Raw genomic sequence first — 24,630 nt, 5'->3', positions numbered from 1 at the left:
CGGCGCTAGTTTCAACTTACTGGGACTGCAGCGAGCGGTAGTCCTCCACTGCCTTGTCCAGCTCGTCTAAGGCCTTGCCGTACTCCTCGAAGGAGCCGCCCTTGGCCTTGTCCACACCGTCGAGCGCCTTGTTGATGGCGTCGATGGCCTCGCCTTCGTTGGATGCCTTCGGAGCGGAAGCCGGTCCGGATGCCTCAGAACCCTTGTCATCCTTGGCGTCCTTCTGGTCGCCCTCGGACTTCTCCTTGTCATCCTTGTCGGTCTTCTCACCCGAGTCGCCTTCGATCTCCGTGATGTCCTGGGCCGCCTTCGGGTCGATGCCCACCTGTTCCAGGGCCTCACCAATCGTCGGGGCATAGCCCACGCGGCCCTTGTAGGACACCAGCACGCGCAGCAGCTTCGGGAACGCGGATTCCTGGCCCTTACGCTGCGAGTAAATCGGCTCCAAGTAGAGGATCTCTCCCCCGCCCACCGGCAGTGCCAGCAGGTTACCGTTCTTCAGGTCATTCGAGCCCTGCCACAGCGTGCGGTCACGAGCCACCTGGTCGGAAGACATCATGGCGTCCTGCGCCTGCTTCGGGCCCTGAGTCTGGGTATTCGTCGGCAGCACGCGCACGGTGATATCACCGTAGGTCTCCGGGTCAGAAGACACTGCCATGTGTGCGGAGAGGAACTGACGGTTCAGACCACGGTAGGAGGTGATGAGCTGGAAGTTCGGCTTGTTGGTCTCCGGATCGGAAGCCAGCACGTAGTACGGCGGCTGGTTCAAACCCTGGGACTCGCCGGCGGTCGGGTCCTCCGGCACGGACCAGAAGGCGTCGTTATTGAAGAACACACCCGGGTCATCCACGTGGTACTTAGCCAGCAGGTTGCGCTGCACCTTGAACATGTCCTCCGGGTAGCGCAGGTGCTGGCGCAGCTCGTCGGAAATCTCCGACTCTGGCTTGACGACGCCCGGGAAGACACCCTCCCACGCCTTAAGCACGGGGTCTTCGGTGTCGAACTCATAGAGATCGACGGTGCCATCGTAGGCGTCGACAGTCGCCTTGACCGAGTTACGAATGTAGCCCACCTGATCATTGACCAAGCGCTGCGTCGTGCCCGTCGGGTTCTGGGTATCCTGGGTGGTCTCCGTCAGCGAGGTGCGCTGCGAATACGGGAGGGAATCCAGGGTGGTGTAACCATCCACAATCCACTTGATGCGGCCATCGATGACTGCCGGGTAGGTGGAGGAATCCGTCGTCAGCCACGGGGCGACCTTCTCCACGCGCTCACGCGGGTCACGGTCATAGAGAAGCTTGGATTCGGAACCGACGCGTTCCGACAGCAGGAAGTTCAGCTCTTGATACTTCAGGGCAAAGGCTGTGCGGTCAACGATATTGCCAATATCAACGCCGCCTTTACCGTCATAGGTGTAGGTGGAGGTATCGGTGTCATACTCCACCGGCTGGTCACCGGTCTTGCCCACGATGGCGTAATCCATGCCATCACGTGCACTAGCAATCACCGGACCATAGTAGGTACGCGGCTCGTCCACCTTGATGCCCAAGGATTCTTCAGCGTTTTGGGTCTCACCCTCGCCTTCAGCGTCCTTGCCGGACTGAGTCTGCAGGTCAGCCACCGTGAAGATGGGGAAACCACCACGCGCAGAGCCTGCATCGCGGGCCACCTCATCCACCTTGTTGGCTTGCGCGGCGATAAAGCCGTTGCCGTGGGTATACACGGTGTGGCGGTTAATCCAGTTCTGCTGGTTTTCCTGCAGCTCATTGGGATCCAACTCGCGGGCGGCCACAACGAAGTCACGGATTTCGCCGTCAATCTCGTAGCGGTCCATCGCCAGAGTCTCCGGGAAGCCATAGAAGTTCTTTAGCTGCTGCATCTGAGTAAACGTCGGCGCCAGAATGTCTGGGTCCAGCAGGCGGAGGTTTGAGATGGTGGAGTCATCTGAAGCCACCTTGTCATCGGAAACGTCTCCTGCTCCCCAGTTCTCCTCGTAGGTCACCTTGTCCTCAGTAAGCCCGTACGCAAAGCGGGTGGACTCGATATTGCGGGAGATCGATTCAGCTTCTTTTGCCTGGCGGTTCGGGTTAACGGAGAAGCGCTCCATGATGAGCGGCCAGCCCTGACCAATGACCAATGCGGACAGCACCATAAGCACCACGGCCAGCCCTGGGATGCGCAGGTCCTTAATGACCACAGCAGAAAAGATTGCTACCGCCACAAAGATGCCGATGATCATGAGGATGATTTTCGCCGGCAGGTAGGCGTTGATATCGGTATAAGAACCACCGGTGAACAGTGAGTGCTGATTGTAGAGCAACTGGTAGCGCTCCAGCCAGTAGCCAGCCACCTGCAGCAGCATCCAGATACCGGCGGTCACTGCCAGCTGAGTACGTGCCGGCTTGGACAGCGATCCGCGCACGCCGGCCGCACGGTTACCAATGCGGATTCCACCCAGGATGTAGTGGCCCACCAGCGCGATGAGGAAGCACACCGCAAACAGCATCGAGAATGCATTGACCAGCATGGACCACACCGGCAAACGGAAGGCGTAGAAGCCCAAGTCGTGGTGGAACTGCGGGTCATTAAATCCGAAGTCATGCGAGTTGAGGAAGAGCATGACTGAGCGCCAGTTTGCCTGGCCCAGCAAGCCCGAGACGACACCGACAAGCAGCGGGATGGTCTTGAGGAAGACCCCCATGGTGCGCTCAATGGACTTGCGGTACTGGTAGACCGGCGAGTTCAAGTCAGCCATGTCCAGCGAACTACCCCGGCCGCGCCACACCAGTAGCCCGGCGACGTAGGTGATAGCGGCGGCAACGAGTCCGAAGACTACGAAGAGGATGATCCGGGTAATCAGGGTCTTGGTGAAGACCCCGCGGTAATCAATCGCACCGAACCACTTCCAGTCCGTGTAGAAGCCCACGAACATGGGGCCGATGAACAAGAGGACAGCGATGATGGCGACGACCCAGGACAGTGCTCTGGGAGGACGTTTCATCGGGGCGGCGGGTCGGTTCAGTCCGGAAGCCAACTCCAGCTCCAATCAGGTCTCGTGCGAACATAGAGGTATCAAGCTTCTAGTCTAGAGAAGCACTATCACCGTCAACGAACAAGGACGCTTATGAGTTCCCAACCCAATTCCCAGCCAGCTGTCAACCGCGCGCTCAACAAGGCGATGCGCGAGGCCGTCGACTTCATTCACGCCGAGGGCTGGGATGCCCCACCTACTCTTTTTGCGCTCGTACCTACCGAGTTAGTCGCTGCCCAGCTGGGTGATGTGGATGACGAGTCACCGCTTACCCTTGTCGTCCAAGAGCTACCGGAAGGCATTGAGCCAGGGTCGGAGCACTTAGCAGAATACGTAGCTCGCCTGGCATGGCCGCGCGAGATTGCCGGAGTCATCCTGGCACAGGAAATCATGTTTAAAGACACGGAGGACGCCGCGTTTAGCGACGCCCACCCGGCCCGCCTCTTCTCCGGTGTCCTGCGCGACGGCGTGGGCGAGGACGGCTCGGACGGCGCTGAGCTGACCCTCCTGCAGCTGCGCCCCACGGAGGAAGAGCTGGAAGCAGCTGGCCCCTTCGCCGAGGACGACATTCAACTGCGCGGAGGGCCAAACGTAGCACCGGGCGTTATCGCTGCGCTGCGCTACGGTTTGGAGCAGGATCCAGACGAGCTTATTTAATCGTCTAAACTGGGCAGATAGCATTAAGCATTATCGAGTTATTCAGCAGTACCGCTTTGTAGAGGAGCCACCCCACCGTGCGTTTGACCACCCGCCTCACCGCCGCTGCCTCAGCCGTGCTCGCCACCGGCGCGCTGTTGAGCGCATGTGGGAATAAGGAAACCCCCGAGCCATCGCCGGCTACCTCGCCTGTTGCGTCAACAGATTCAGAGAAGCCCAGCTCCGCGGCCGCTGCCTCGACCTCTGAAGAAAAGAGCGAGACCAGCTCTGCGGAAGAAACCACGTCCGCCAAGGACTCGGAGTCAGCACCGGCCTCGGAGTCTGAATCCAGTTCCGATGACGCGGACGAGTCTGACTCCGCTGAACCGAGCTCCGCATCGGGAGGGAAGTTCGAGGCTTCGGTGGACAAAGCCTATGCCATCTTCGGCGGCTTGGTTCCCGAGGAAATCTTTGAGGAGTTTGATCGCTGCGACCCGAACGGCGTGACGGATTCTTTCAATTGCTCTGGCTCCAAGGTGGGCCAGTTCCAGTTCTTCAAGTCCAAGGCCAAGGCTTCCCAGACCACCCAGGTGCTCACGGAACTGCGCAGCTCGCGCGTCGTGGAGGACAGCGGCAACCGCGTAGTGGGCTGGTCCATGTTGGGCAACACTGCCATCCTTACCGTCGTGGATAACGACGAAGGTCTCATCATGCAGCAGATGATTTCCACCGACCAGGACGATCCGGAAGAGCGTCTGAAGGAACTAGGCCTCGTCTAGTCTCTCCGTCTAGTCTCACCGCACGCGGTTAGCCAGACCGCGTGCGATTACTTCGCACACGTCTCGACCTCATCACCAGCCGCAAAGTCGTGCATGGCTGTAATGGCGTCGTCGAGAGTATGCACCTTGGCTACCACCATGTCACCGGTATCGCGACTGATGGCCTCGGCACAGTTTTCTGCTGGGGAGAGGAAGAGCTGCGCGCCCGCATCCCGGGAGGCACGAACCTTGTGGACAATGCCACCGATAGGGCCGACCTGTCCGTCCTCACCGATGGTGCCCGTGCCAGCAACTGTCGTGCCGCCCGTAAGGTCTTCGGTGGACAGTTTGTCGATGACCGCCAGCGTAAACATCATGCCCGCCGAGGGACCACCGATATCCTGCAGGTTGTAATCCACCGTGATGTCTTCGGTGGGAACCGACGTCATGAGGATGCCAAGGAGCGGAATGTCCTTGTCCTCTGGGTGGGCACCGAGCGTGACCTTTTCGGTGCGGTCCTTACCGTCCCGGGTGATATCGAGCGCGACGTCATCGCCGGGAGCCAGCCCTCGGATCTTCTGTTGGACCTCGCCGGGTTCGGTAACGGGTTCGGAATTGACGGCGGTGATGATGTCGCCGTCGTGAAGCGTGGCGGCTGCGGGGGCGTCGTCAAGCACCTGCGCCACCTCGATACGCACGGGTTTGTTGAGGTAGTCCATGGCGGCGACCGTGGCAGCTGACTCAGACTGGGTAAAGGCCTGCTGGTTCGCCTCCTGTACTTCCTCGTCGGTCCTGCCTTGCGGGATGATGTTTTCGATAGGCACGAGGGTGTCATCCGTAAACAGCCAACGCCCCAGTGCCTGAGCCATCGTCATGTTGGTGCGCACCGATACCGTCGTCATGTTGAGCTGGCCGGTGGGCTGGTACGTCTCCGGCGCTTCCACGTCGACGACCTGCATACCCTCAACCTCACCGAGCGTGTCCACAACAGGCCCCGGGCCTTCTGCGGCATACGGAACCGTCAGAGTAATGTCCGTCCCCGGGATACGGTCCACGCTGAGCAGAGCGCCCGTAAGCACCACCGGAATCGCTCCCCAGGTCAGGGTGCGGAGGCGGCGAGTTCGAGGGTTCTGCTGTTGATTCACGGAGAAACAGCCTACAACGTTTGATGGTCTGTTCGCTCTCAGCGTTGCCGAGAACCTAGAATCCGTGACCCGGAAACCGGTAGATTGGGGCGCATGAGCAACGGATTCGGTTTTTCCTTCCCCAACAACGATGATGACGACGACAAAGATCGTCGCGACCAGAACCCGTTCGGCGCCTTCGGCTTCAGCGCGGGTGGCGCTGGCGGTGGCGGTGGCCTAGGCGATCTTCTCAACCAATTTGGTCAGATGCTATCCGGTATGGGTTCCTCCATGAACTCCCCGGAAGGCGCCGGCCCCGTCAACTATGACCTGGCTAAGCGCATTGCCTTGCAGCAGATCTCCGGCGATAAAGAGGTCAATGACAAAGACCGCACCGCCGTCCAAGAATCGGTACGCTTGGCCGAGCTGTGGCTTGATGACGCCACCTACCTTCCCACGGCCTCGGGTACCGTGACCGCATGGAACTCTGCCCAGTGGCTCGAGGAAACCCTGCCGATGTGGCAGCGCATGGTGACCCCCGTGGCGGAGCACATGAACAACGCGCAGCTTGAGTCTTTGCCGGAGGAAGCCCGCGACATGATGGGCCCCATGACCTCGATGATGAATTCGATGTCCGGCATGAACTTCGGTATGAAGCTGGGCCATGCTCTTGGTGACCTCGCCTCCCAGGCGCTGACTGGCTCCGACTTTGGCCTGCCGGTCTCCCCCGCTGGCACCACGGCACTCTTGCCGCACAATATTCAGGCCATCGCCCGCAACCTCAACGTTCCGGGCCAGGAGGTGCTCGTCTACATCGGCGCCCGTGAGGCTGCCCGTCAGCGCCTGTTCAAGCACGTGCCGTGGCTGGTGGAGCGCCTTGTGTCCTCCGTCGAGGAGTACGCCATGGGCCTGGTCATCGACACTTCCCACATTGAGGAAGCTACCCGCGAGCTCAACCTGGAATCCGGTGACCCGCAGGCAATTCAGGATGCGATGGGCAAGCTGCAGGGCATGGACCTCTCCCCGCGCATCACCTCGCGCAACGCCGGTGCCGCTTCCCGCCTAGAGACCCTTCTGGCACTCGTCGAAGGCTGGGTCGAGCACGTGGTTACCGAGGCCCTGGGTGAGCGCATTCCGTCGACGAAGGCGATGAATGAGGCGTGGGCACACCGCCGCTCCACCGGCGGTTCTGCGGAAAAGGCCTTCTCCCAGGTCGTCGGCATTGAGCTCAATGCCCCGAAGGTGGAGGCTGCTGCCGAGCTGTGGCGCCGCGCCACCGTGGCCGTGGGCCCAAACAAGCGCGATTCCGCGTGGGATCACCCAGACCTGCTGCCAACGGCGGAGCACATCGACAACCCGGCCTCCTTCATTGATGGACTGCTCGATGACAGCACCGACGAAGGTTTTGAAGAGGAATTCTCCAAGCTGGAGGAAATGCTCAAGCAGCAGAACGATGACTCCGCGCAGGACACTGACGCGGACAGCGAGGACACTGACGCGGAGAGCGAGGATCCTGACAAGGACAAGGGCGGAGACGACGACTCCCGCGACTAGCGGAAGCGCTGATAGGCCTCCAAATAGCCCTTGGCGCGCTCCGCTTTGGGCGCACGATCTGCCCATTCCCAAAAATCCGGGCCATGACCGGAAATGAAGGTGTGGGTCAGCTCGTGGATAATAACCGCGTCGAGAACGTACTCGGGTACATCTTGTAGCCGGTCTGAAATGCGAATATCTCCCGTTGAGGTAGTGCAACTGCCCCAACGGGATTTTTGATTGCTTACCCAGCGAATAGATCCTACGGTTGCGCGGCCGTCGAGAAATCGTGCATTCAGTGAGCGGGCGCGGGCTGTGAGGGAGGCGTCGGAAAGCTGCGCCGATGAGTGCTTCTTCTGCACCTTCGCCACGATGTCCGCTACGGCTTTCTCTTCCTCCGCCGCCGACATCCATGCCGGAATACGTACTTCCAGCACACCGTCGACAGTGCGGGCTTGGACGGTGCGCCGGCGCCGGGCTGAGCGAATGACGCGGACTTCGGGGTTACTCGACATGACAGGGCATTCTACCTGTGATGCAATAGAGACCCACCGCGGCTAGGAGGGATGCCGCGCGACGGGGGGGAGAGAATTTATGGCGGCACAAACCTATATGTTGGCGCCAGACGTGGCCGTTCTCGAACGCGAGCCGGGAATGGTGCAATGCGGAATGGACGCCACACGCGTCGGGGTGCTGGAGGCACACCCACAATTGGCGAGTGTGCTCAACCGACTTCGAACACCGCTGACCAGGCAAACGATTGAGAACTTGATTGCCCGTACAGGGCTATCACCTGCTGCTGCGCGCAGTCTTGTCGAGGACCTTATAAGCTACAACATCTTGTGGCCAGAGCCGCGACTCCAACGCATCGCGGTGCTGGGTAGTTCGGTGTTAGCCGATGAGCTTCGTGACGCCCTTATGGGCGACCACTTCCAGCCACGCACTCCCCTCCATACCGAATCTGCCTCCGATTACATCGACAACGTGGCAGGCTACCTTCCCATCGTGGCGGTGGACATGCTCGGTGGTGCTGTGGAATGGGCGCAGGCACTCCACCGAAGCAAGGCGACATGGTTGCCGGTGTCCATGTTGGATGCCCGGGGCATCATTGGGCCGGTCCGTGTCAATGGTGCAGGTCCTTGTCCCATGTGTGCGCACTTGCACCGCATTGATGCTGATGCACAGTGGCATGGGGTGGCCCAACGGGCTGATGCAGCCGCGCGGCCAGGGGATCCCATAGTGCGCACCGCCGTTGTGATGCACGCGGTGGTCACCATTCGCCGACTCATGGGCCGGCCCTCCCCGCCTGGGGCTCCGACAGCACGGCCACTTGCCGGGGAGCTCAAGGAAATTGATCTCTACGGTATGGAACAACACCGCTTCGTGCTGGAGCATCCGCGCTGCCCGTATTGTTCGGGCTAAAGCCTTCTGCTTGCTTGTTATGTGCGTAAGCGCGTTTAACGTGTTGAGGCGATAATCTGCAGAACCTCCGCGCCGTAGCGCTCTAGCTTCGTCGGGCCAACGCCTGAGACGTCAAGCAGCTCGGCTTCCGTGGCGGGAAGCGCCTCCGAGATAGCCTGCAAGGTGGCATCAGAAAAGACGACATAGGCAGGAACTTTAGAGTCCTTGGCCACCGAGGCACGCCATGACCTCAGAGCGTTGAAGACGTCCTCGTCTCCTTCGTACTCGCACCATTCGTGGCGGCCCAACACCTTTTCCGCAGGGCTGGTGAGCTCGCTGGAGCAGACCCTGCAGCGCCGCGGGCGGTAACGGCGATTGCTCGACTCGCTTTCCTCAATCCCCGGCACGAGGCCATCGAGGAAACGGGTCCGCTCGCGCGATGCCCGCGAACCAGTGGTTTTTGCCAGCGCCCACGACAGGGCCAGGTGCTCGCGGGCACGAGTAATACCCACGTAGAACAGTCGGCGTTCCTCCTCCACCTGTTCATCGCCCGCTTTGATGGCATGGTTAATGGGCAATAGCTTTTCGGTGAGACCAACGAGGAAGACCGCATCCCACTCCAAGCCCTTGGCAGCGTGAATGGTAGCTAAGGTAACCCCCTCCATGGTGGGGTTGTGTTTGTTTTCTGAGCGGCGGTGCAGCTCTCCCAGCACGCCATTGAGATCAATGCCCTCGTGGTCCTCCACGATCTGGGCAATGAGATCCACGAGTGCGCTCAGTGACTGCCACCTCTCGCGCGCCTGGGCACCCTGTGGTTCCGTAGCCGTCAGGCCCAGCTCTACGAAAGCTGCGCGGGCAACGGCAACCGGATCATCCGGAAGATCGTCACGACGCGATGCAGCGATGAGCACACGGATAGCCTCCAAGATTTCGGGGCGCCGGAAGAAACCTTCACCGCCGCGGACTTGGTAGACCACTCCGGCATCCGCAAGCGCCTGCTCAAACTGTTCCGACTGCGCATTGATGCGATAGAGGATGGCGATCTCAGAGGCTTTCACACCTTGGTTGAGCAAGGTCAGTACCTGGCCCGCAACTTCCTTGGCTTCTACTTCCTCAGATTCATAAGCCTTAAAGGTGGGTTCTGGGCCGGGCTCGCGCATACCTTGCAGTTCCAGCCTGGTACCGGCGGCACGGCCGCTGGCCTTGGCAATGACCTCATTAGCCAACTGCGTAACCTGCGGCGTGGAGCGGTAGTCTCGCTGCAGTTTGATCATGGTGGCCTGCGGGTACGTGCGGGAGAAGTCCAACAAGTACTCCGGTGAGGCACCGTTGAAGGAGTAAATGGTCTGGTTGGCATCACCCACGACCGTGAGGTCATCACGGTCCCCCAGCCAGGCTTCAAGCACACGCTGCTGCAGTGGAGTGACATCCTGGTACTCATCCACGACAAACGTGCGGTACTGCTCACGGAATACTTCCGCTACCGATGGCACATTCTCAATAGCCCCGGCAATGTGCATGAGGAGGTCATCAAAATCGAGGTACATGAGATCCGGGGTGGATTTCATGTCCTCATAGCGGCGGAAGACCTCGGCGACGGCCTGCGGATCACCCGGGGCCTCGCGGTCTGTGCTTTCGATGACGCCTGGATAGCCCTCGGGGCCAATGAGCGATGATTTGGCCCACTCGATTTCCCCCAGGAAATCACGAATAGTGTCCTTGGTATTGTCGAGGCCTAATGAACGGACTGCGCGTCCGACAAGGCTGAATTTGTTATCAATGAGCTGCCACGGCAAGTCCCCCGCTACTTGCGGCCAAAAATACTTCAGCTGCCGGCGGGCAGCGGCGTGGAAGGTTTGCGCCTGCACTCCCCCCACACCCATCTGGTTAAGCCGCTCGCGCATCTCACTTGCCGCACGGGTGGTGAAGGTGACAGCGAGAACACGCTGGGGATTGACAAAACCCTGGTCCACCATGTGGGCAATGCGGTAGGTAATCGTGCGGGTTTTACCCGTTCCTGCGCCCGCCAGGATGCACACGGGGCCGCGCGGCGCCGTAGCAGCGGCGCGCTGGTCCTCATCGAGCAGGGACAGATCCGGTCTCATCACCGTGGAACCACTCCATAATCATCGTGTGTGCAATTGAGCCCTTGCGGGCAATGGTCATGCTCGGCAGGTCAGCGCGGGTCACCCACCGTACTTCTGCAAGCTCTTCGTCAGTATCGCACACGGCCTCGACATCCTCCGTGACGGCAGAAAAGCCCACCATAAGGGACCCACTTGGCGGCCACGGCTGGGAGCCCCAGTACCGCACGGTATGCAGACGGCGACCGGTTTCCTCGAGAGCTTCGCGCTCCATGGCGGCCTCAAGGGTTTCACCTGGTTCGACGTAGCCTGCAATGAGTGAGAAGAATCCTGGCCGGTGGCGGTTGCGCGCCAGAAGAATACGCTCCGACTCTGGGTGGTGAATAATGCCGATCACCGCTGGGTCAAGACGGGGAAAGACATAACGATCTCCAACGCGCCCTACCACGCCGGGAGCGGGGTACTGCAGTTCCTCGCCCGTGCGCGGATCGAAGCGCGCTTCACGACGATTCCGGATCACATGTACAGCTTTGAGGATGTCACTCTGGCCGTTGAAGAACGAGGCATCCTGCAGCGAGCCGAGTTTCTCAGCAATTGCTGTATCCAGTAGGAAGGCGTAAACAGCGCCAGCTTCGACGAGAATGTCACCGGCAGGTTCTGCCACGAGGACTGGCTGGCCTTGGGCATCAACTGGGATGCGGCCGGTCTCGGTGACTGGCAGGTACATTACTTGTCGTCGTCCTCGTCCTCATCGCTATCGTCGATGGACTGAGTCACTTCGTGCTTGATGTACAGCAGACGGTCACCTGGCTTGAGCGCGTAGGCATCTGCGGTATCAACGCGGTGTAGTTCGTTATTGCGCAGGACCGCCAGCACAATATCTGCCAGGTGACGCGGGTTGGAGCCAACCTCAAATTCGCGCACAGCGCGCTCGGCAACGGAGAAGCCCTCATTCGGGGAGAGCAAGTCTTCCATCATTTCCACCACCGTCGGCGTAACGGTGGCAAGACCAAGCAGACGGCCCGCAGTCTCAGCAGAGGTCACCACTGAGTCTGCACCTGATTGCAAGAGAAGGTGGCGGTTCTCGGATTCACGGACTGAAGCCACCACCTTGGCTTTGGGGTTGAGCTCGCGCACGGACAGCGTGCACAGCACCGCGGTATCGTCCGTGGATGGAGTCACAACAACGGAAGAGGCATTTTGCACACCGGCGATGCGCAAAACATCCTGCTTGGTGCCGGAACCATAGATGGTCACAAGACCGTGGTGCTCCGCGTTAGCCAGTGCTGCGCGGTTGGTATCGACGACCACGATCTGGGAGGCAGGAACATCATCCGCGATAAGTGCGGACACCGCACCGGCGCCCTTCGTGCCATAGCCGATAACGACAGTGTGGTTACGCAATTGCTTTCTCCAATTCTGGATTTCAAAAGTGCGACGGGCTCGGTCAGTGAGCACCGACAAGGTCGCTCCAACCAACAAGACAAGGAAGAGCAGGCGGGCCGGGGTAACAATGGCGAGGTTGATGAAACGCGCCTGCGGAGTAACGGGAACGATGTCACCATAGCCCACTGTGGTCAGCGAGACCGCCGAATAATAAGCGGCATCGAGCAGGGACAGGTCCTCGCTGTAGCCATCACCGTCGAAGTAGACGATGATAGTGACGAAGACGAGAAGGCCAAAAGCCCACAGAACGCGGCGTGCCAACTGCTTCCACGGGTTGGTGCTCTCCGTACGGGGGAGAGTAATGACGTCAATCAACGCATGGTCAGGCTGCGAGGTTAACTCAATCTGCGGCAAGAATCGCGATGTCAAGCGTTTGCCTAAGTGCTTGGCCACTAAGCGCCAACCTCCCTTAAACGGAGCGAATGTACCGTGAGACTACCTTAGACTTAACCCGGGCGGAGTGGAAACTGCAGAGTCCAAAAGCTCAGCTAGCCGAGCGCCAGTAGGCAAGTTCTCCGGCTCCAGCAGGAAGTTCTCATGAACGTAGAAGAAGGCTGCGCGAACCGAGTCGACTCCGTGGATACGGCGCCATGCTTCTGCGTAGACAGCAAGCTGAATCTGCGCTGAGGTCAGCGCAGCGCCCTGGGGGCGCCGGCCCGTCTTCCAATCCACGATGAGCCAAGTTCCGTCAGGCTGATGGAATACCGCGTCCATACGTCCACGCACAACGGAATCACCGATGGTGATTTCGAAGGGGGCTTCGACATGTGCTGGGGTGCGCTGTGCCCACTCGGAAGCCAAGAACGCTTCCTTGAGGGATTCAAGGTCGTGGTCTGGCTCATCGTGGGAACCTGGTAGCTCATCCTCACCCAAGAGCGCCGGTGCGCCGAAGCGGTCTTCGAGCCAGGCGTGGAACGCAGTACCGCGCTTGGCGTAGGAATTTGGTTTGAAGGGAATGGGGCGACGCTGACGGCGTGCAAACTGAATCGGGTCAGCCGACATGGCCACCATGTCGGAGGCCGTCAACTCACTCGGAAGCTCAACATCGACCACTGGGGCTTGCAGCGCCTTGTGCTCTTCAATAAGCGCGCTTGCCTCCTGCTCCCACAGCTCGAAAGTTTCGCCATCACGCAATGCTGGAAGCTCCTCCATCGCGGCGCGAACCGCAGCGGCGGCATCAACCGCCTGAGGCTGCGGAGTCAGCGACGGGAAGTGAGCTTCACGCTCCGCGCCTTCCTCAGCCTCGATGGGAAGGTCCGGCACCTCCCAGTGGACAACAAGTTCTGGGTGCTTATCTGCCAGCAGCTGTAGATAAGAGTACGGGCCCTTCTTGCTCTTTCCCTTTGCCTTGTTCGTACCGGAGCCCGTCACTGTCAGCGTGGACTCTGTGCGTGTCATCGCTACGTAGAAAAGACGCGCTGCTTCCTCTGCTTGGAATTCACGGTCAAGCTCCTTGAACGCCTCACAAGCCTTACCAAACTCCGAGCGCTTCACAGCATCATCGGGCAGTTCGATGTAGTCATCATCGCCAGGCGCCTTCTCAATCTTCGTAAGGAAGGTCTCTGCCTGAGCTTTGTAGCTCGAGGAGTCTGCATGTGCCACGCACACGTGCTCCCATTCCAGGCCCTTAGCTTTGTGCACGGTCATAATCTGTACGCGGTTGCGTACAACCGGCACCTCGCCCAGGGCGAGCCCGTCCTCTTTCTCCTTGGCCAGTTCGAAGTAATCCAGCAACGCGGCCAAACTATCTCCATGGAAACCGGCTACGAGGTCAGCAAAGGCATCAAGGTGCGTTGCTCCTCCCGGCTTTCCGGCAGCGAGAACCTCAGTGCGCACACCAAAGACGAGCTCAATGTCAGCAAAAATGTCATTCAACGATTTGCCCAGTGAATATGTTCGCAGATAACGCAGCTTGGCAGCGACCTCCTCCATTCGCTCGAGGCCTTCAGCGCTGTAGCGATCAAGTTCGCCTAGATCAGCAAGGGCGTCCGCGAGTCCCAACACTTGGTCCGGCCCTTCAGCAGTGATGGACTCCACCTGAGCAGTGAGGTACTCCAGCGGGTCGCCCCCTTCCCACCGCAGGCGGCCATCAGTAGTACCGGCCAAATTGCGCTGACGTGAGTGGAGGGCCTGAATATCGGAGATGCCTAGGCCACACATCGGCCCAGTGAGCACGCGCAAAGCTGCTGTGGTGTCCTGGGGACGGACCAGCAACGTTGCGACTGCGACGAGGTCTTGAATTTCGGGGCGCCACAGGAGGCCACCGACTCCAAAAATCTCATTCGGAACACCAGCCTCATCGAGGGCTGCCGCGATGAGAGGTGATTGTTTGTTGGTGCGCACCAACACTGCCGCACTAAATTCCTCGCCTTCGCGAGTGGCTTCATAAAGCTCGCGCAAGTGTTCCGCAATGAAGGTTCGTTCTTCTGTTTCCGTGGCAAAGTAGCCCAACTCGACGGTTCCTGCCGGTGCAGTCGGCTTGGGCGAAAGCTCATCGACGGGGCGCTCCCCTGGGCTTTCAGAAAAGAGCTTCGCAGCCACATCATTAGCCAGCTCTAGCACCGAGGAGGGGTTGCGCCACGAGGTGGTGAGCTGGTCCTTCGGTGCATCCGAACCATCCGGTTGAGGGAAGTCGGTGACAAAGGCCGCAAGGTTTTCCGCAGTGGCCCCACGCCAGCCATAAATCGACTGCATGGGATCACCCACTGCGGTCACCGACAGGCCCTCGCGCGGCCCGCCGAAAAGAGAGCGCAGCAAGATGCGTTGTGCGTGAGAGGTGTCTTGGTATTCGTCGAGCATGACAACGCGGTAGCGCGCGCTTTGCTGCTCGCCCAAGAGTGGGAAGTTCTTCGCCAAAGTCGCAGCAATAGACATCTGCTCACCAAAGGTGATGACTCCTCGCTCAGCTTGCTCCTTCTTGAGTGCTTCCACCAGAGGCAGATACTCCAAGCGGAGACGCTGCGTGTCCAGGTAGCCCTGCACCTTGTCGCTGAATTCCTTGCCGTTCTTCTGAGTCTTCTCAAGGTCCTCTGCAGTCTTACGGAAAATCTCCTCGTGTTCACGCAAGGCATCGGGATCCTTGAGTTCGCCATCCATGGTCTGTGCGAGGTTCAACAAGGTGGCAGTCACCGTTGCCACTGCGTGATCAGTACTTAGGGAGCCGGCGTAGTTACTCACCACCTCATGAGCAATGGCGTAGCGTTCAGCCTCCGTGATGATGCGAGCACTCGGCTCCACCGGCATGAGTAGTCCGTATTCACGAACCAGGTCTCCTGCGTAGGAATCATAGGTAGACACCTTTGGCACAATATTTTCCACAGCTTCGTCAGCAGCGCTGCCGGGGCTAAGGATGCCTGACGAGCGCAAGGTCAACAATTGTCGGCGAATACGCTGCTCGAGCTGCTGCGCCGCTTTACGCGTAAAAGTCAATCCGAGGACCTGTTCAGGACGCACAAGGCCGTTGGCGACTAGGGACACGACGCGTGAGGCCATCGTCTCAGTCTTGCCCGCGCCAGCACCGGCAACGACCAGCTTCGGTCCAAGTGGCCCATCGATGACGGCAGCTTGTTCCTCGGTAGGAGGGAAAGGCTTGCCTAGGACAGTAGCCAGTTCCTCAGGACTGAAGTGGTGAGTGGGGTTCTGAGGGTGATTAGGCATTGGTCACCAGACCTCCTTCGTTCATGACAGGGCAGATGGAGCGGATGGGGCAACGATCGCAGCCGTCGTTCTCACGTGCAGTAAGTCCTGGCCCCCGCATTTCCGCGACGAGGGCTGGCAGCTGAGCTGCAAACTCCTCAAGTTCCTCCGGTGGCTTAGCCGTTTGTTCACGTACCGTCACGCTCGCTGCTGTGGTGCGTGGATACACCAACCGGCTCGTAGCGCGAGGCACACCTTCACCGGTGCGAATTGCCTTTACCTGTTCCTCGTCAGCAGAGTCCTCCCTGACGAGTTCTCCGTGGGCAAGAGCTAACTGATATGTCAGCAGCTGGGTGTTGTCTCGTGCTGCTTGCTTCGTTGCTGCCTGCGAACCCGTCTTGAGATCGACTACGGCGTACTCATCGCCTTCTTTCATGAGCCGGTCGATATACCCGCGGATAGTCACTTCTGGAGAAATGTCGACGGATACGGGAACTTCGACACCTACCGGTTCTAACGTGGTGGTCAACGACCAGCTATGGGTGCGATCGATGAGGCGCTCGAAATCAGCAAGCTCAGCATCGCGGCGCCACAACGGGCCATCGAGCATCGTCGCGAAGGCTTCCACCACGAGTTTTTTCGCTGCCCCTGGCTCAACACCGCGACCTAATGCTTCGAGGAAAGCATGGGCAAGGTTGCCGCGCACAAGGTTGATATTTGTTGTCTCTTCTTCAGCGAGACTACCCAACACTGCGTTCAGTGGACAGGCCATGAGCTCCTCCACGCGGGAAGGCGACAAGCTGTTAGAACCAGTCAGCGGCTGTTCAGACGCCACCGAGCGCGCAGCCCACCACTGATCCGGATGTGCCCCAGGAACACCGGCCTCCGCGAGACGGGCAAGCTGCCGAACTGCCTGAGAACTCTCGGCTTCGCCAGACTCTGGATCGGTAGCACAGCGACGCAATTGTGCCACAAAGGAAGGGACCGAGAGCACTGAAACTTCCAGAGGATCCAGCTCCTCATCAATGCCGGTACCACCGCGTAAGGTCACCGGCCCCAGCTCCGGAAGCTCAAGGCCTAATTCGCGTGGCAGTGCTTGCCGCGCCCACCGCTGACTGGCTTCCCGGCGCGCCTGTGCACCGGGTACATCCACGCCTTCAGCAGACAAAAACTCCTCAATGAAGCGGGAAGGTTCTTCCACTTCATCGCTTTCTGGAGAATCCACCGCGACAACCAGCAAACGGTGGCGGTGACGGGTTGTCGCGACGTGGAAGAGGCGGCGTTCTTCCGCCAAACGTCCAGATACATGGCTGACCGGAGTTCCAGGGGTGATATCACGGTCCAGCAGGTCAATGAGGTCTTCCTGCCCGAAGAGGGAGCCGGTCTCCCCCACTGAAGGCCACGTGCCTTCCTGGACACCCGCGACGATGACCGTGTCCCATTCCCGTCCCACCGCGCCATGCGCGGTGAGAATCTCCACGGCATCTGGCAGAGCCGAGCGGCGATCACGCACGCCGGTGGGGAGCTCTTGCTCGGTGATGTGGAGGATGAAGGATTCCAACGATGCGGAAGGGCGACGTTCGGCGTAGTCACCAGCGGCATCGAAGAGGGCCATCATGGCATCAAGATCTCGGTCCGCTTGGGAACCGGCAGCACCGCCGCGCAGGGCCGCGGCTTGGAGGCGGGTATCGAGCCCCGTAGCCTGCCACACCTCCCAGAGGATTTCTTCCACGGCAGCTCCTGCACGCAGGGCCTCGCGGCCAGCAGACAGGACGCCGCGTATGCGGGCAAGAATGGCTTCTTCGCGCTCCGTAAGCAGGTTGTCGAAGTCCGGCACGTCGCCTTCAAGCAACTCACGCAAGGTGTCCATACCGCGCTGCTCCGGCTTCCAGCGACGCAGACCACGGATAAGTCGGCGCAAGGTAACCGGATCAGCGCCACCTACGGGGCCAGTAATGAGGTCCTCAAGTTCCACCGGATCGAGTTCGGTTTCCAGTGCACGCAACGCCAGCATGACGGCCTTGACCAAACGCTGTTCTGCAAGCACCACATCTGTTGGGTTGATATGCACCGGAACTCCGGCGGCCAGCAAGGTCCGGCGGGCTGGGCCAATGTCTCCTGTCGAGCGCACGATGACTGCAATGTCACGCCAGCTCACTCCGTCCTCAAGGTGGCGGCGACGCACTGTATTAGCCAGAACATCACGCAGGGTTCCACGGGAGTCGACGACGCTCACACAGGCAGGAGACGGCCTGCGATGCGGTGCTTCCAAGTGGAGTTCGTTTTCTGCTTCCCACGAGGTGAGGAATTCAGAATTGGCACCACGGAACGCAAAAACGGCCTGATCTGGATCACCACCGATCACGGTCAGCCGGGCGTTCTTAGCCAGCTCAGCGATGAGCTGTCCGGAGGTGGGGTCGAGCAGCTGAGCATCATCCACCACGATGGTGTGCCATGGGTGGTCCTGCAGTAATTCGGGGCGCAGGAGGACCTGGCTGACTAGTTCCGCTGCAGAGTAAGAATGAGAACCAGCAAGAGCCTGGGTGCGCTCGTACTCACGGAGGAAGTCACCCGCGGCAGACCACATGGGACGTTGATAGCGGGAACCAAGTTCTTCCAAGTCACCTGGACCAAGCCCACGTTCAATCGCGCGCAGCAGCAAGTCACGTAATTGTCGCGCAAAGCCAACGTACTCCAGCGCTGGGCGCACCTCCGCAGGCCACGAACCACGGCCATCCGCTGCATGGCCCGCCAGTAGCTCCCGGATGACAGCGTCCTGCTCCGCACCGGTAATCAGGCGCAGCTCCTCTTCACTGCCGCGGCGTAGCAGTGCAAAAGCTAACGAGTGCACGGAGCGCACCATGGAAACCTGTGCCGCATAGTCATCGAGATGCTCAGCTAGTTCTCGGCGCAGCAATGAGCCTGATTCTTTCGACGGCGCAACAACGAGAATTCCGGAGGCATCAGCACCGCTAGTGAGCTGTTCTAAGACAACATCGATAAGCAGGCTCGACACCCCTGAACCTGCAGTGCCCAGAACGCGCCACGTGCCTTCCTTCGGCAGCGGCATGTCCCAGGAGCGCTGAGTAGCGCTCCGAGTTCGGGGAATTAGGCGGACGTCGGGCGAGGGAGGAAGGCTAACGCCGGCGCGGACGGTGGACTGACTGCTGTAATTCACGCCTTATAGTCTGTCAGATGCGGCGGACACGAGGGTCTCTTCCACCTTTTCAATGTTCGAACGAACGGTCGATTTGGAGTTCGGGTGCAGCACGTTCACATATCGCCTGTAGGCCACCGCACGCAGCAGGAGCTGGTGTACACCAGGAATCGACTCAAAGCGAGTACAGATGTCTGCATCAACGGCATCCGCAATCAATCCATCGACCATCGCTATTGCCGCAGACCAGCCCTGTGGGCGCGGTGCCGCGGAAGGGACGATATCGGTTAGTGCTGGCGGATTCGCTCCAGAAAAAATCGTGGTGCCCAGCACGTCCATGTGCGCAGTTACCAGGGGAAGCTCGAACAGCTCCTCATCGGAATAGGCCTCGCCCGTCTCCTCCCACGCGGCGCGTTCGGCGCGGGCAAAGATATCGTCACGCTGACCTAGGCTCGGCAGCGGCACAGTTGCAAGCGCACTATCGAGTCGCAACGCTACCTGCACCGCTTCATCAATACGCCCACGTACCTGGCCGGGCACGAACTGCGTAGCTTTCCAGCCGGCGGCCGTGTAGCGGCCATCAGTGGTCAGTACGGGACGAGCGATTCGCACCCCTGGGACGCTGAGCTTGTCACGCACTTTGGCAGACCACCCTGACCATTCGCGGGCCTCGGCAAAGACAACATCCCCCACGAGGATCCCGTTATCCCAGGCAGGACCCATCAGTTCGCCCGTCACGCGGCGCGGTCGGGTTTCAGCGTTAAAGGTGGCTAGAACGGGTTCGGGAGGCAGCGGCATGAGTACGTCTTCGTCTTTCTCGTCGGGCTATTCCGGCTTAGCGTGATCGTGGTCGGCTGAGATGGGATACGGCCACGGGTTGGGCTCACACGTCACATCCTCGTCCGGATAAACCTCTTCGGAATCCTTGGCATAAAGCTCAGCATTGTTCAGGCTCAGTGTTTGCTGCATCATGACCGGTGCAAGTTTGCCATCGCCACCGCACGGCTGGTGGGAGGCATAGCCGATAGCGTGGCCGAACTCGTGGTTGATGAGGTACTGGCGGTAGTTTCCTAAATCGCCTTCAAAGGGAACTGCACCGCGTACCCAGCGCGATTCATTGAGATACACCGCTGATTCGCCCGCAATTGTCGTGTGGCAGGAAGTCTCTGATTGCAACTGCGCGCCGCACAGTTTTGCAGTCGTGCCCAGTGACGTGAGGCGAATGTGGGTATCTGGGTTGTCATCCGCTTTCACGTGGATGAATTCGTAATTCCCAGCGCCGGTCCACCCGCGGGGGTCAGCCAGGGTGGCGTCGACAAGCGCGACAACAGCACTGTCGCCCCCATAAGTGGAAGTATCCACGCCATCTTCAATCTCGACTGAGAACCGGATGGTTTGTGTTCCGCCCTTGCCCGCATGCATCGTCGACGGGCCGGCGTCACGGTAGGTTTCCTCGCCCTGCTCAGTGAAGGTCCCGCCTGCGGGAAGCTCATCCTTAGCTGCTTCAACGGCGCTGGCGTTTGCCGGGTCGGGCCCCTTCCGTGCGGATGTAGTGGCAGCAACACTACTCGTTGCCTGCTCCTCCCCTGCCGTCGGTTCAGGCGACTCTGCTGACGGCGAGCGGAGCACATCAACGAGAACCCAGACCGTGATGACAACCATGACGGGGATTGCCACGACCCGCCACCAGCCGTAGTCGCGTGCAAAACGCGTCAGCGCTGAGGTGTGCGGGGAATGCTGCTGCGGGCGCTGATCACTGTGCGCAGGATTGTCCATGGCCATTTAGGCTACCCGCTGGCGAAGCTCGTGCGTACTTAACCCGCGAATCCCACGGTATGGGCGCGGGCAGTGCCGATTTCGACGTAGACGACGCGGTCCGTCCGCACAATGAACTTACGCCCCTTAGCGTCTTCCAGTTCGAGAGTGGAGTTGTCCGCCAAAGCACCATTGATCGTCTTAGTCAGCTCTTCCTGGTCACCTTCAGCGTGAATAACCAGCTCGCGGGCGGTATCGGCGAATCCAAACTTGATGTCCATACTGTGCATGCTCCTTCGATAATTCTTCAACGTCCTGCCGAAGAGGCGCGTTTTAGCACCCGTGCTCCGGCGCTCTAATGGCCCCACTATAGCTACGTCCTCTACTATCAAGGTGTGCATTCCCCGAAATCCTCGAACGCTTCCCGCGATCAGCGCGGGAACACCAGTGAATCGCCCACCTTTGCCGCACTTGGCGTCGCCGCAGAAATCTGCGATGCTTTGGCCGCGCGTGGAATCACGCACACTTTTGCTATCCAAGAACTGACTCTTCCCATCGCGCTCAGCGGCCAGGATCTCATTGGCCAAGCGCGCACCGGTATGGGCAAGACCTATGGCTTTGGCGTCCCACTACTGGATCGGGTCTTCGACGATGCAGATATTCCAGAGCTCGATGGCACTCCCCGAGCACTGATTATTGCTCCCACCCGCGAGTTGGCCATTCAGGTCAGCGGTGACCTCGAGGTAGCCGCCGCACACTTGCCGCTCAGCGTCATTACGTTGTGCGGTGGCCGGCCGTACGAGGAACAGATTAAACAGATTAAAGCTGGCGCGGACGTCGTCGTGGGCACACCTGGACGTCTTCTCGATTTGTGCCAGAAGAAGCACCTGTCTTTTGACAAGGTCAGTGTCCTCGTCCTAGATGAAGCAGATGAAATGCTGGACTTGGGCTTTTTGCCGGATATCGAGAAGATTCTCACGCTTCTGCACGGAAACCCGCACCAGACCATGCTCTTTTCTGCCACGATGCCGGGGCCCATCGTCACGCTGGCGCGCACCTTCCTCACCAAACCGGTTCATATCCGCGCCGAATCCGGTGATGATCAGCAGACTCACTCCTCTACCCGCAAGATCACCTTCCAAGCTCACCGTATGGATAAGGTTGCGGTGTTGAGCCGCATCTTGCAGGCAGAAGGACGCGGACGGACCATTATCTTTACTCGCACCAAACGTGCCGCCGCTTCTGTAGCGGATGAGCTGGCACAGCGAGGTTTCAGCGTGGGCGCAGTCCATGGCGATATGGATCAGTCTGCACGCGAGCGCTCCCTTACTGCTTTCCGCGAGGGCACCGTGGAAATCCTTGTGGCTACCGACGTCGCCGCGCGCGGTATCGACGTTGATGACGTCACGCACGTAATCAACCACCAAGTCCCCGATGTTCCTATGACGTTCGTGCACCGCATCGGCCGTACCGGTCGTGCAGGACACACTGGAACTGCTGTCACCCTCGTGGGCTACGATGAGCTGAGCAAATGGCAGATCATCAACGATGAGCTCGATTTGGACCAGCCGGAACCGCCCCAGTGGTTTAGCACCTCGCCGGAGCTTGCCGCGGCCCTCGATATTCCCCAAGGCGTTGAGGAATCCGTCGGACCACCCACCAAGGTGCTGGGCGCACCACGCCGGTCCGGCTCGAATCGTCGCGCTGCCGCTGATTCCGCACGCGCATCCCGCCGCACCCGTACCCGTACCCGAACCCGCACGACCCGCCAAGGAGGACGCCGATGAGCTCGGAGGCACAGGAGAATAGCTCCGCGCAGCCGCAGAAGAAGGCCCCAAAGGCTTCACAGAAGGCCCCGATTCTGCGCTCCTCGAAGGCGGATTGGCAGGCCGTGGGTGTCATCAGCGCGGTGTGCGCCATCGCCATTGGTGGCGCATTTGTCACCGCCCCGATTCACAAAGCGGAGCTCACCCCAGCCGTCGAATCGGCTGTCGATACTGACCCGGAGACTCTCTCCTCCATCCCTCCTGCCCTGACCCAGTCCTTCTCATTGCCCAATACCTTGGTGCCGGGTCAGACGCGGGCAGTGTCGTCGAAGGGGCTGGTAGTGACACACGAGGGCGATACCCTCACCGCCACTAATGCCGCAGGTGACACGGTATGGACGTACGAGCGCCGTGATGCCGACTTGTGCTCACTGGGCACGGCGTGGAACAAGATCGTGGCTTCCTATCGCACGGGTGTGGGCTGCGGTGATGTCGTAGCGCTTGATGCTGCTTCGGGCGAGTACTCAGATACACGCAGCGCACGCAGCCCTGAGGACGTTGTCCCAATTTCCTCTAATGACCGGATAGGAACTGTCTCTACCGAACGCATCGAACTCTGGCGTTCGGATTTGGTCCGCACGGTGGAATACGGCGATGTGGACGCCAAGCAGGAGCCCAATATGCAGCCGCACGAAGACTGCGCCATTTCCTCTGCTCTGACGCGTACCGAAACGCTCGCCGTTACCGAGTCTTGCCCTGATTCCCCTACGTCGACCTGGCTGCGCATTCAGGAGGCTACCCCGGAGGACTCACGTAAGCCGGAAATTACCAAGGACATTGAGATTAATGATCCGGGCGCACGGCTGGTCGCCTTCGGACAGGAAGCCGCCGCGGTCTACCTGCCCGCAGGTTCACCACGAATTGTCTCCTACAATTTTAACGGCGAGCAGCTATCCACCACGGACGTCGAACCGTCCCAGGCCATTACGGATTCGGCCTCGCCCTTTGCACCGGCCGTCGCTGATCTCCCCCATCACATGACCTGGTTTGATGGTGAGCGCCTTTACCTGTTTACTCCGACCGAGTTGAAGGTAGACCATGTGCTGGATAATGCTGTAGGAACCGGCATTGCGCTTGATGAACGCCTCCTAGTCCCCACTGAGGAAGGCATCGACGTGGTGGACTGGTCGAGCGGTCAGACCGAGCGCACCATCCCTGTGGACCGTGAAGGTTATACCGGCCCCATTTCGCTAACGCTCGCAGGAACAGTGATTATTGAGCAGCGCGGCGACAGGGCTGTGGCGCTCAAGGCCGACTAGTCATACACCCACCGCCGCCATACAGCACGGTCGGCGCTGACGGGCTTCTACGTAAAACGGATCCTTAAAAGTTTCGTTCTGCCCACTGCGCCGTCTCCGGCACCGCCATGAGAAGGTAAAGCACAATAGCCGCGCTGGCCAGGGTCACAGCACCCAAGGCCAGGGAGCCGCCGTTAAACATCTGAAAGGCCATCGCCGCCAAAATGAACTCGACGAGGACGATGGCACCGCGCCCCCAGCGCCGCCCCTTTACAAAGGCCCGCGAAGCCACAATGACGAAGCCGAAGACGATAAAGAGGAAGATGGCCGTGCCCAACCCCACGTAGCCAGCTGCACCAGAATCAGAGACCATCGAGGCATTCTCAGCTCCAGTCACTTCGCGGACAATAAGGAAGATGCCGAAAATGATGACCGCGATGGATTGAATCACAGCAATGCCAGCGGACACGACGACCGAGCGCGGCGCGCGTGCAGTCGTGGTCTCCTTCGGCGCTGCCTGCGACTGCGCCTGAGTGGTCTTTCGGGAGGACGTCGAATTGCCGGTGTTTTTCTTCTTCTTAGTCACGTCTGTTTAGTCTACTTCTACTGTCCACTTCCTCTTCTTTCCGCGGCATTCACCTAACCGGCGGGCCGATAGCGGGGGCAGATCCTCAGTTTTGGATTTGACGCGATCCAGGTCACCACACTCACCTCAGAAAAGTCATTACTGCAGGTAGAGTACTTTTTGACAGGATTCTTACAGCGCACCGACGGAAGCGTAAGCGCGTAGAGGAGCAGTTATTTTAGTGACGTTAGACACTTTTTGGCGTTTACCCCTAGCGGACTTGGAGTAAACATGTCATTATTCTCAGGTAGCAAAAACAACGAGCTGTTAAACCAGTTCGAAACTCGGAGGAAAATCCGAGTAAACACAAGGTGAACCATGGCGGCGGCGACGCTGGCCCGACCTCGAGACAGGGCCCCACTGACCGCAGACCAGTCCAC

18 protein-coding genes are annotated in these 24,630 nt (G+C 59.7%); 6 read left to right on the top strand and 12 right to left on the bottom strand.

All coding sequences use genetic code 11. From position 1 onward, the window contains the following. Positions 1-16 precede the first annotated feature (16 nt). On the bottom strand, positions 17-3,001 hold the full coding sequence (locus tag NX84_RS04710; protein ID WP_039674268.1) for a UPF0182 family protein: 2,985 nt from the start codon (positions 2,999-3,001) through the stop codon (positions 17-19). A gap of 123 nt (positions 3,002-3,124) precedes the next feature. Between NX84_RS04710 and NX84_RS04705 the strand changes: the two genes are divergently transcribed. Together NX84_RS04705 and NX84_RS04700 are read left to right on the top strand one after the other, a co-directional pair. Next, complete coding sequence (locus NX84_RS04705) at positions 3,125-3,688, top strand: PPA1309 family protein (protein WP_039674266.1); 564 nt, start codon at positions 3,125-3,127, stop codon at positions 3,686-3,688. Between the two features lie 77 nt (positions 3,689-3,765). Continuing rightward, positions 3,766-4,446 (top strand): hypothetical protein, encoded by a 681-nt coding sequence (locus NX84_RS04700; protein WP_039674264.1) that lies wholly within the window; start codon positions 3,766-3,768, stop codon positions 4,444-4,446. Between the two features lie 47 nt (positions 4,447-4,493). On the opposite strand, the gene NX84_RS04695 is transcribed toward NX84_RS04700, so the two are convergent. After that, the gene (locus NX84_RS04695) at positions 4,494-5,570 is read right to left on the bottom strand and encodes a YlbL family protein (RefSeq protein ID WP_039674262.1); all 1,077 of its coding nucleotides are present in this window, start codon (positions 5,568-5,570) and stop codon (positions 4,494-4,496) included. Between the two features lie 93 nt (positions 5,571-5,663). Here NX84_RS04695 and NX84_RS04690 point away from each other — a divergent pair, with 93 nt between their 5' ends. Beyond that, positions 5,664-7,103 carry a zinc-dependent metalloprotease gene (locus tag NX84_RS04690; RefSeq protein WP_039674260.1) on the top strand — a complete coding sequence of 480 codons (1,440 nt, stop codon included), beginning with the start codon at positions 5,664-5,666 and terminating at the stop codon, positions 7,101-7,103. Here the strand turns inward: NX84_RS04690 and NX84_RS04685 are convergent. Continuing rightward, positions 7,100-7,597 carry a M48 metallopeptidase family protein gene (locus tag NX84_RS04685; RefSeq protein WP_039674257.1) on the bottom strand — a complete coding sequence of 166 codons (498 nt, stop codon included), beginning with the start codon at positions 7,595-7,597 and terminating at the stop codon, positions 7,100-7,102. The two genes, NX84_RS04690 and NX84_RS04685, sit on opposite strands and share 4 nt — an antisense overlap. 79 nt (positions 7,598-7,676) lie before the next feature. Here NX84_RS04685 and NX84_RS04680 point away from each other — a divergent pair, with 79 nt between their 5' ends. Next, positions 7,677-8,504: a TOMM precursor leader peptide-binding protein gene (locus NX84_RS04680; protein ID WP_039674255.1), complete on the top strand. Its 828-nt coding sequence runs from the start codon at positions 7,677-7,679 to the stop codon at positions 8,502-8,504. 35 nt (positions 8,505-8,539) lie between these two features. On the opposite strand, the gene NX84_RS04675 is transcribed toward NX84_RS04680, so the two are convergent. From NX84_RS04675 to NX84_RS04640, 8 genes are all read right to left on the bottom strand, one after another. Then, on the bottom strand, positions 8,540-10,591 hold the full coding sequence (locus NX84_RS04675) for an ATP-dependent DNA helicase UvrD2 (protein WP_039674253.1): 2,052 nt from the start codon (positions 10,589-10,591) through the stop codon (positions 8,540-8,542). Then, the gene (locus NX84_RS04670) at positions 10,560-11,294 is read right to left on the bottom strand and encodes an NAD(+) diphosphatase (RefSeq protein WP_039674251.1); all 735 of its coding nucleotides are present in this window, start codon (positions 11,292-11,294) and stop codon (positions 10,560-10,562) included. Before NX84_RS04670 ends, NX84_RS04675 begins: the two co-directional genes overlap by 32 nt. Beyond that, complete coding sequence (locus tag NX84_RS04665) at positions 11,294-12,406, bottom strand: potassium channel family protein (protein WP_039674249.1); 1,113 nt, start codon at positions 12,404-12,406, stop codon at positions 11,294-11,296. The genes NX84_RS04670 and NX84_RS04665 overlap by 1 nt, the downstream gene beginning before the upstream one ends. Before the next feature lie 42 nt (positions 12,407-12,448). After that, entirely contained in the window at positions 12,449-15,670 is a 3,222-nt protein-coding gene (locus tag NX84_RS04660) for an ATP-dependent helicase (protein WP_039674247.1), read from the bottom strand. Continuing rightward, positions 15,663-18,719 (bottom strand): ATP-dependent helicase, encoded by a 3,057-nt coding sequence (locus NX84_RS04655; protein WP_082013900.1) that lies wholly within the window; start codon positions 18,717-18,719, stop codon positions 15,663-15,665. The genes NX84_RS04660 and NX84_RS04655 overlap by 8 nt, the downstream gene beginning before the upstream one ends. 111 nt (positions 18,720-18,830) lie before the next feature. After that, positions 18,831-19,604: a hypothetical protein gene (locus NX84_RS04650; RefSeq protein WP_039674245.1), complete on the bottom strand. Its 774-nt coding sequence runs from the start codon at positions 19,602-19,604 to the stop codon at positions 18,831-18,833. A 27-nt stretch (positions 19,605-19,631) separates the two neighbouring features. After that, positions 19,632-20,588: a DUF3152 domain-containing protein gene (locus NX84_RS04645; RefSeq protein WP_039674243.1), complete on the bottom strand. Its 957-nt coding sequence runs from the start codon at positions 20,586-20,588 to the stop codon at positions 19,632-19,634. A gap of 32 nt (positions 20,589-20,620) precedes the next feature. Continuing rightward, positions 20,621-20,842, bottom strand: a complete 222-nt coding sequence (locus tag NX84_RS04640) for a DUF3107 domain-containing protein (protein WP_039674240.1) — start codon at positions 20,840-20,842, stop codon at positions 20,621-20,623. A 114-nt stretch (positions 20,843-20,956) separates the two neighbouring features. On the opposite strand from NX84_RS04640, the gene NX84_RS04635 reads away from it, so the two are divergent. After that, positions 20,957-22,348: a DEAD/DEAH box helicase gene (locus NX84_RS04635; protein ID WP_039674238.1), complete on the top strand. Its 1,392-nt coding sequence runs from the start codon at positions 20,957-20,959 to the stop codon at positions 22,346-22,348. Continuing rightward, entirely contained in the window at positions 22,345-23,646 is a 1,302-nt protein-coding gene (locus NX84_RS04630; protein ID WP_039674236.1) for an Rv3212 family protein, read from the top strand. The genes NX84_RS04635 and NX84_RS04630 overlap by 4 nt, the downstream gene beginning before the upstream one ends. A 64-nt stretch (positions 23,647-23,710) precedes the next feature. Here the strand turns inward: NX84_RS04630 and NX84_RS04625 are convergent, their stop codons facing one another. After that, positions 23,711-24,211, bottom strand: coding sequence for a membrane protein (locus NX84_RS04625; protein ID WP_039674234.1), 501 nt, complete (start codon positions 24,209-24,211; stop codon positions 23,711-23,713). Between the last annotated feature and the right edge of the window lie 419 nt (positions 24,212-24,630).

This window comes from Corynebacterium minutissimum (assembly GCF_000805675.1).
Classification (GTDB): Bacteria; Actinomycetota; Actinomycetes; order Mycobacteriales; family Mycobacteriaceae; genus Corynebacterium; species Corynebacterium minutissimum.
Note: the sequence above shows the minus strand (reverse complement) of the source record. Positions and strands in the feature narration are given on the sequence as shown.

What these genes read in the sequence shown, in the direction of transcription:
- NX84_RS04710 (WP_039674268.1), bottom strand. Translation starts at nt 3,001, where the DNA reads ATGAAACGTCCTCCCAGAGCACTGTCCTGGGTCGTCGCCATCATCGCT.
- NX84_RS04705 (WP_039674266.1), top strand. Translation starts at nt 3,125, where the DNA reads ATGAGTTCCCAACCCAATTCCCAGCCAGCTGTCAACCGCGCGCTCAAC.
- NX84_RS04690 (WP_039674260.1), top strand. Translation starts at nt 5,664, where the DNA reads ATGAGCAACGGATTCGGTTTTTCCTTCCCCAACAACGATGATGACGAC.
- NX84_RS04685 (WP_039674257.1), bottom strand. Translation starts at nt 7,597, where the DNA reads ATGTCGAGTAACCCCGAAGTCCGCGTCATTCGCTCAGCCCGGCGCCGG.
- NX84_RS04680 (WP_039674255.1), top strand. Translation starts at nt 7,677, where the DNA reads ATGGCGGCACAAACCTATATGTTGGCGCCAGACGTGGCCGTTCTCGAA.
- NX84_RS04670 (WP_039674251.1), bottom strand. Translation starts at nt 11,294, where the DNA reads ATGTACCTGCCAGTCACCGAGACCGGCCGCATCCCAGTTGATGCCCAA.
- NX84_RS04660 (WP_039674247.1), bottom strand. Translation starts at nt 15,670, where the DNA reads ATGCCTAATCACCCTCAGAACCCCACTCACCACTTCAGTCCTGAGGAA.
- NX84_RS04655 (WP_082013900.1), bottom strand. Translation starts at nt 18,719, where the DNA reads ATGCCGCTGCCGAAGGAAGGCACGTGGCGCGTTCTGGGCACTGCAGGT.
- NX84_RS04650 (WP_039674245.1), bottom strand. Translation starts at nt 19,604, where the DNA reads ATGCCGCTGCCTCCCGAACCCGTTCTAGCCACCTTTAACGCTGAAACC.
- NX84_RS04645 (WP_039674243.1), bottom strand. Translation starts at nt 20,588, where the DNA reads ATGGCCATGGACAATCCTGCGCACAGTGATCAGCGCCCGCAGCAGCAT.
- NX84_RS04640 (WP_039674240.1), bottom strand. Translation starts at nt 20,842, where the DNA reads ATGGACATCAAGTTTGGATTCGCCGATACCGCCCGCGAGCTGGTTATT.
- NX84_RS04630 (WP_039674236.1), top strand. Translation starts at nt 22,345, where the DNA reads ATGAGCTCGGAGGCACAGGAGAATAGCTCCGCGCAGCCGCAGAAGAAG.